This is a genomic window from Halococcus thailandensis JCM 13552 (genome assembly GCF_000336715.1).
GTDB lineage: Archaea > Halobacteriota > Halobacteria > Halobacteriales > Halococcaceae > Halococcus > Halococcus thailandensis.
The window spans coordinates 1-7184 of the sequence record NZ_AOMF01000190.1 but is presented as its reverse complement, the minus strand read 5'-3'; the positions used below and the strand labels follow the sequence as shown (position 1 = coordinate 7184).

The 7184-nt window shown below is 54.3% G+C and carries 6 protein-coding genes and 4 pseudogenes; 3 read left to right on the top strand and 7 right to left on the bottom strand.

The features are described 5' to 3' along the window. Positions 1–188, top strand: a pseudogene (locus C451_RS23330) (hypothetical protein); the annotation flags it as partial. A gap of 271 nt (positions 189–459) precedes the next feature. On the opposite strand, the gene C451_RS19855 reads toward C451_RS23330, so the two are convergent. The 3 genes and pseudogenes from C451_RS19855 to C451_RS19845 form a co-directional block, all read right to left on the bottom strand. Next, positions 460–1374, bottom strand: a complete 915-nt coding sequence (locus C451_RS19855) for a transcriptional regulator TbsP domain-containing protein (RefSeq protein WP_007743532.1) — start codon at positions 1372–1374, stop codon at positions 460–462. Positions 1375–1592: 218 nt separating this feature from the next. Then, positions 1593–1931 carry a DUF6788 family protein gene (locus C451_RS19850; RefSeq protein ID WP_007743531.1) on the bottom strand — a complete coding sequence of 113 codons (339 nt, stop codon included), beginning with the start codon at positions 1929–1931 and terminating at the stop codon, positions 1593–1595. A 111-nt stretch (positions 1932–2042) separates the two neighbouring features. Next, a pseudogene (locus C451_RS19845) lies at positions 2043–2404 on the bottom strand (hypothetical protein); the annotation flags it as partial. A gap of 24 nt (positions 2405–2428) precedes the next feature. Between C451_RS19845 and C451_RS24140 the strand changes: the two are divergent. Together C451_RS24140 and C451_RS19840 are read left to right on the top strand one after the other, a co-directional pair. Then, complete coding sequence (locus C451_RS24140) at positions 2429–2638, top strand: transposase (protein WP_161605878.1); 210 nt, start codon at positions 2429–2431, stop codon at positions 2636–2638. A 200-nt stretch (positions 2639–2838) separates the two neighbouring features. Continuing rightward, entirely contained in the window at positions 2839–4104 is a 1266-nt protein-coding gene (locus C451_RS19840; protein WP_007743527.1) for an amidohydrolase, read from the top strand. Between the two features lie 239 nt (positions 4105–4343). Here C451_RS19840 and C451_RS23930 read toward each other — a convergent pair. The 4 genes and pseudogenes from C451_RS23930 to C451_RS21320 form a co-directional block, all read right to left on the bottom strand. After that, a pseudogene (locus C451_RS23930) lies at positions 4344–4749 on the bottom strand (MFS transporter); the annotation flags it as partial. A gap of 4 nt (positions 4750–4753) precedes the next feature. Further along, a protein-coding gene (locus tag C451_RS21330; protein ID WP_152420533.1) for an IS1595 family transposase occupies positions 4754–5637 on the bottom strand; the annotation gives its coding sequence in 2 pieces (ribosomal slippage) (positions 4754–5175 and positions 5175–5637; 885 coding nt in all). Between the two features lie 81 nt (positions 5638–5718). Next, positions 5719–5898 (bottom strand): annotated as a pseudogene (locus C451_RS23925) (MATE family efflux transporter); the annotation flags it as partial. A 4-nt stretch (positions 5899–5902) separates the two neighbouring features. Continuing rightward, a protein-coding gene (locus C451_RS21320) for an IS630 family transposase (protein ID WP_152420532.1) occupies positions 5903–6923 on the bottom strand; the annotation gives its coding sequence in 2 pieces (ribosomal slippage) (positions 5903–6421 and positions 6423–6923; 1020 coding nt in all). Positions 6924–7184: the final 261 nt, after the last annotated feature.

Genomic DNA, 7184 nt, shown 5'->3' with positions numbered 1-7184 from the left:
AGTATGACGATTCCTACACCAGAATCCACGTCAAACACGCCTCAATGACGTGGTACAGTTGCACAGAATGCGCATGGACTTCCGGTGCGACACTCACCGACGAGCAAGCCCTGTATTCCGCTGTTGAACACGAAGGCGAAACGAGCCACAAAATCGAAGAGCGACAGGAACCCCACCCTGTGGAATGAGGAACTGTCTGTCAGGATAACCAATGAACTCGTGCTTAGTGGAGTAAGCGTGTATACTCCGCAAAACCCTGTTCCATCCTTTTGCTCAGTCACCCGATTCTCGTCGAATATTCCATTAAATCACATGATGCTACCGGCGAGGGTTGCCGAGAGAAGTTCGATCCCATCGCTCACTCAGTATCAGGTGTCCCCAGCAGCCACCACTTTGTCCGACGTCACGCCGGCACGCTTCGTCGCCACTCGCGACTATCAAGTAGCTACTCGGTGGCGATTAGGCTGGAGCCGCCGAGAGCATCTCGTGTGCAATACTCGCCAGCTCTTCTGCATCTGCTTCTCGGAGACGCTCCTCACCCAGCAGGAGACGCAACCGCGGCCGTCCCACGTCGATCGGCACTTTCTCCGTTTCCAGGAGTCCCTGCTCTTCAAGCTGGGTCTTCTTGCGCGAGAACGTCGCCTTGCTCGCGACACCCGCATCCTCTCCCCAGCGGGAGATATCGTAGAGCAACTCCTCGTGNTTCTTGCGCGAGAACGTCGCCTTGCTCGCGACACCCGCATCCTCTCCCCAGCGGGAGATATCGTAGAGCAACTCCTCGTGTTTGGCCGCTACGAGAAGGCTCACTCCCACCTCATCCAGCCAGTCATCTGTATCCATATCCCCGATCGACTCCAGCACCGTCTCGAAGTCCGCTTCCAGTGCCGAATCGAACTCATCGGCCAGTGTTTCGAGCACGCGCGAGTACGCCGGCGTCCGGAGGTCGAACTGCTCTCCATCCTCCCAGTGCTCATTCCAGCGCTTGCGAACCGCCCCGACGAACTCCCCGTCATCGGTAACGAGCGCGGCGCTCTGCTCAGTGCCCGGTGTGAGCAGCGAGACGACCATCTCCTCGGTCACCAACAGTGTGTCATCCAGCCGCTCACCAGCCGTTCGCAATTCCAGAATATCCGCATCACGCAACTCTGCGGCTGTGCTCGCCAGCATGAAATCGTCTCTCAGCCATTTTAACACTCCATCTCCAGCAAGCAAGCGCACGTTCGGAGGCTCTTCGCTCTCAGCTAGTATCTCGACGAGTGCGCGTGTCGAGTGTTCGTCCAAGCCCACTGCAAACACATGCCCACTTGCTTCAGCCAGGATCGCCCGCAAGTTCTCAGTAACCGATTTCCCCACCTGTTCTGCAGTACTTGTCATAGAATACTGGTAGTTATTGAAGCCTTATCTACCTTCTGCATCATATTAAATTGTCGTATAGAGAATGAAGATGGTAGAGACGTACAAGCGACTATTTTCAAAGACATTTACATCTTAGAAATCCATTGCAGATCGACGAGAAGCGCCTGTCGAAGATTTTCCTTGTGTAACATTTCAGTGACCAAGGCTTCTGGTTATTACATAAGGCAAGTGCTTCGCTACGGCTTACCCAGATACTCAGAGGTGAGGCTCCCTCCTTCTCGATAGTACCGATAGAGATACGGCCCATGCTTCTCGCCATCGCTCATACACGCGCACGTCTCATCACCACAGGTTACCATCTCCTCGACGACGGTGCCGTGTGTTTCAGACGTGTCTTCGACCGGTTGGACATCTGCGGGAAGTTCGGCCTCTTCGATCGGGCGCTGAGACCAGTCAATCAACTCCTCGAGATATTCTCGCGTCTCCGAAAGTGTCTCGCTGTCCTGTTTCGGGAGCCCCTCAGCGAGGTATTTCGGCAGCGATTCCGGCGGTGCCGGCGGTTCCTCTTCTGCCATAGCTTCCTTATGTAATAACCGAAGCCGAATGACGCTTCCGGTTGTTACACAAGGCCCACCACCGCCTGCAAGTGAGAATCCACTGCTGGAACGCGACACCCACAGGCTGCCTCAGTTGCTTTCGGCCTGCTCACCGAACGTGCTGGCCGGCGAGAATTCGGTGAGTTCCTCAATTTCCTGGCGGAGGACATCCGCTTCGGAATCGTCACTCACCGCCAGCCTGTCTTTGAGCCCCTGCAGCGCGTCTCCTTGCGTTCTTCATCCACCTCGGTCTTGCGCACGTACTCGCTCTCAGAAACATCGTAGACGGCCGACTCGGGAACTGAAACGACATCCAGTGCCTCCTCGATATTCGAACGGTCGACACCGAGCAGTTGCTCGCGATCGATGCCAGTCTCCGCGAACGCCTCAAGCACTTCCTCGTCGTCTTTCAGCGAGCGATTCCGGCGTGTCGTTCGCTGAACTGAGCCGTAGAGGTTGCGCTGAACACTCGGGCGGTGAAGGACTTCGTCGCCGATGAACCAATCGAGCTGGTGTATTTTCCGACTGGCTCGCCGGATCTGAACCCAACCGAAGAATACTGGCGTCGACTCAAACTCGCCTTAGCAAACCGCTACTTCGGCAGTTGTGCCGTGATTCGATCAGCAGTTTGGACAGCACTCGAATCGATTCATCCGCCAGGCATCTATCAATACCTCTGTCTTTGAGTATAGTAATAGCACTCTTGGGGAGCGATCTCAAGACATAGCGTCCTGATGGATAAATTTTAAATAATCCACCTTGGTGCGGTTCTAAGAGGCATATTGCTGGTCGGTAGAGTTTCTTAATCAAAATCTATGAAATCATCTGAAGTAGTGAGCTCGATGGTTCCCCACATTTATTATCGGTAGATGTTGACGACAGTAGTATGGCTGACTCGGCAGAACCAACGATTACGGAAATTCGACGCGATCTACACGCTCACGCTGAGACAGGATGGAAAGAATTCCGGACAACAGCACTCATTGCTTCGGAACTTGACGATGAATTCACGCTCTTCCTTGGCGGCGACGCTGTCAACCCCGATGAACGGCTCGGGGTGCCAGCCGACGATGAAATCGCCACGGCAATCGACCGCGCTCGAAACGAAGGTGCTGACGAAGCGTATCTTGACCGCATGGACGGTATTACCGGTCTAGTGGCGACCAAAGAGTTCGGAGATGGATCCGGCCCAACAGTAGGAGTACGTGTAGATATCGACGCGCTAGAGCGGAGTGAGGCCAGCAACGATGACCATCAACCGGCACGCGAAGGATTCGCCAGCCAGCATCCGAACGCAATGCATGCTTGCGGCCACGACGGACACACCGCTATCGGACTCGGACTCGCACGAGCAATCGATGGTGACCATGGCTTCAACGGAACACTCAAACTGTTCTTCCAGCCTGCAGAGGAAGGTGGCCGTGGTGGAAAACCAATGAGCAAGACATCACACCTAGATGATATCGAATACTTTCTTTCTCTACATCTTGGATTAGGTCAAGAAACTGGGACAGTCGTTGCATCGTACGATAACCCGCTATCGAATGCGAAGGTCGATGCTGTATTTGAGGGCGAACCATCTCATGCTGGAGACAAGCCGAATGAGGGACGCAACGCGGTGCAGGCGATGGCAACGGCAATCCAGAATCTCTATGCGATTCCCCGACACGCTGACGGCGCTACGCGTATCAACATCGGACAAGTCCATTCACCGAATCCGCAAAACATCATCGCTGAAGAAGCACGGATGCGCGTCGAAGTACGCGGTGAAACAGCTGGTCTCAACGAATATATGCATGGGGCAGCACAGCGCATTCTCAAACAGGCTGCTGCAATGCACGACGTGGATCTTACTACATCGCCATATGGCAAAACGACCACGTTTGTCGGCGACGAAGAACTTATCGTCCCCGTTGAGCGAGCGGCCGAAACGGTAGACGGGGTGGACAATGTTATTGATCGGTATCCATTCGGTGGAAGCGAGGATGCCTCCTATCTGATCCAGCGCGTGCAAGAAAACGGTGGTAAGGCCACTTACATGGGAATTGGTGCAAGTAATCCTTTCGGCCATCATACCGCCCGATTCGATATCGATGAAGACGCGCTCCAAATTGGTGTAAACGTACTCACAAATATAATTCGGAGCCTATAGGTAGGACATAGCCGACAGCGGATAAGAGATATAGCAAGATTATTTTATTACATTATATTTTTAAATGGTATTACATTGTTACTCATCCTTAGCTCTCTAACTCTGAGTATGCTTGCAAATTTAATTTTGACTGAATTGGTGGATGTCTATGAAGCTCATCAATTCTGGAAATGTCTTATATAAATTCCACCATCTTAAATAGCGAAAAGTTACACAAGGCAGGTAGAATTTGAACCGTTCTACTCTGTTTCACCGGGGAGTCGGAGAGTGAGCAGCGTGACAAGCGCCATGAGTAGTGCCAACGAGAGATAGCCTTCATCAAAGAAGCCACGTTCGGCAATTGCGCCAAAGAGCACCGGCCCCATAGAGGCCAACAACGAAGCACTGGACCGGACGGCTCCCAGTCCAGTACCCTCTATCTCCGGTGGGATCGTCTCTGAAAGGTACGACTGAGTGATCGCACCTGAACCGAGCATCGAACTGATCAGAACCGTATCCCCTGCAAGCAACCAGAATCCATTGAGAAACGGCAGCAGAGCAAACCCGATGATNAAGTACGAGTGGCAGCGAACGCCGAATACCGATCACGTCGTATGCAACGCCAGCAAGCGGCTTGGCAGCGATACCGAACGCGAAAAACAGACTACGCTCATCTCGATACATCGTAACACAGCAGTTTCTCGAACCAGTCGTCCGGTGAGTTGAGTTTCAATCCGAGGAAATTGAGGTATTTCTGGAGGTGATGCTTCGAGACGCCCCTGAACTTCGCCAACCACTGGCGAAGGAAGCTGTGACGGTTCTCGCAGGTGTTCGTGTGGGCGTCACCGATCACGTAGGTGTCGGAGTGGGTGACGGCCAGATGGCCGTCCACCCCCTCCTCGTCCTCGATGTCGTCGTAGATCGTGTATCCGTCGGTGCAGAGGATCACGCTTCCGTCGCCGTACTCGGCGATGTCCTCGTCAGCGTCTTGTAGATCCTTACGAACGAGAAACCGAACTCGTCCGTCATCCCGACGGACGAGTGTCAAGACTGGCGGTTTGTCTGACTCGAAGGTTCCGCGTCCTTTTTTGAGAGTCCGCGCGAGCGCGGACTCGAATCCTCGTCTTCGAGTCCTTTCTCACCAGCTGTGACGTAGACCTCGTCGGCTTCACACACGTCGTAGAGATCGAATTCGTCGATATCACCGCTGACGTCCTGAACTTTGTGAACGAAGTTGAGGACGGCTTCGTAGTCTCGGTCGAGATCCCGAGCGATCTGAGCGGTCGGCTCAGATCGCATCTCCTTGACGATGTAGAACATTTCTTCGAGTTCGAAGCGATGCTGCCAGAAAATCGTCTTCGTGAGGTCGCTGAAGTAGGTCTCGCAGTGCTTGCAGCGGTACTGTTGGGCGTCCTTGTCGGTCGTTCCCCGTTTGACAACGTCGTCATCTCCGCAATGGACACACGTCACCGTCTCGCCGAAGCGGGCGAGACGGAGACGCTCGAAGCATCGCTCACGCGGTGGAAGGAAGACCTGAGCTGACTCCTCGTCCATCGTTGGCTGATGTTTGATCCGCCAGCAGAATTGGCGTTACGATCTGTCGGGATGAGTGTATCTACGCATCACTCTATGATATTACGCTGGGGCGTCGGGGCGGTGCCGCCGGTTGACCTGTTTCCACTTGTCGGTGGCGAAGCGGTAGTAGTTGAGCACCGCCGGTACCGTCGTTTCGGCGAGGAAGGCAAGATACAGGCCGTAGAGACCGAGCGAGGTCGTTGCACCGAGGTAGGCTAGCGGGATCGCGACGCCGAAGATATACTCAAAGACAGAGGTATTGATAGATTCCTGGCGGGCGAATCGATTCGAGTGCTGTCCAAACTGCTGATCGAATCACGGCACAACTGCCGAAGTAGCGGTTTGCTAAGGCGAGTTTGAGTCGACGCCAGTATTCTTCGGTTGGGTTCAGATCCGGCGAGCCAGTCGGAAAATACACCAGCTCGATTGGTTCATCGGCGACGAAGTCCTTCACCGCCCCAGCGGTGAAGTACGTCGCCTGATCCAGCAGTACGACCAGTTTCTTGCCGAACTCCTCTTGGAGATGCTCTAAAAAGCGGATCGTCACCTCACCGGTGAACGATCCGCCACATTCCAGCACTGTCGTCTCTCCGTACTCCGTGACTGCTCCCAGCAGATTGACGCCCTCGCGAGAGGCCGACACGCCCACGGTCGGCCTCTCGCCAACCGGGTACCATGCTGCGTAGAGATCCGCTCCAACCGCTTTCCGTGTCTGGTCGATCGTGACGACCGTTGCGTCCTCGTCGCGGTGGCCTACTTTTTTCGACCGTCTCTTCGAACTCCTCGCGTTCATCTTCGTCAGCAGAGGCCGGCTCCGGCCGGGGTCTCTTCGGTGAGACCCCGGCCTTGTGCATGAGTCGGCGAGTGTGACGGCGGGAGAAAGCGATATCGAACTCCTCAATGAGGTAGTGTTGGGCGAGAGCCGTACCCCACGCTGGATCGTCGTATCCAGCTTTTTCAGGAGATTCATGGAGTACAGCGGTGGACCGTTCGAACTGGTCGTCGCTAAGTTCGGATGGTCGTCCAGGACGAGATTTATCGTAGAGCGCGGCGTCGAAGCCGCGCTCTTCGAATCGGTTCAACCAGTTGTAGACGGTCTGATGATGCCAGCCGTACTTCTCTTCGATCGCCTCGGGAGAAAGACCCTCTAAGTACTCGCGTGCAGCAGTGAGGCGCTTGATTGCCTTCGGATCAGCCTCGTCCGCGAGTTGCTCGCTGACTCGTTCTTTCGTCAAACCGGAAATCTTGTTTCCGGGTTTCGTCATGCTCCAGCTTGCCGCTGTAAGCTATCGAAACTTCCGGCCGTGGGTATACCATCCACCACCTGATGCAACCTCTGACCCCAACGATGTCGAAGACTCTTGCATCAAGCAACCGACCGAAGTGCCTGTCACTCGTGCTGTTCTCAAACTCTGGCGTATCGTTTATCACATGGGAGCCTGTCCAAGAAACATCGGCAAGGAAATCAGATTCTGCGAATTCTGAGTTCACATGACGTAGATTTTATCTAGCGGAAACTTCTGTAT

Coding starts and splice junctions, on each gene's coding strand:
- C451_RS19850 (WP_007743531.1), bottom strand. CDS start 1,931: ATGGCAGAAGAGGAACCGCCGGCACCGCCGGAATCGCTGCCGAAATAC.
- C451_RS19840 (WP_007743527.1), top strand. CDS start 2,839: ATGGCTGACTCGGCAGAACCAACGATTACGGAAATTCGACGCGATCTA.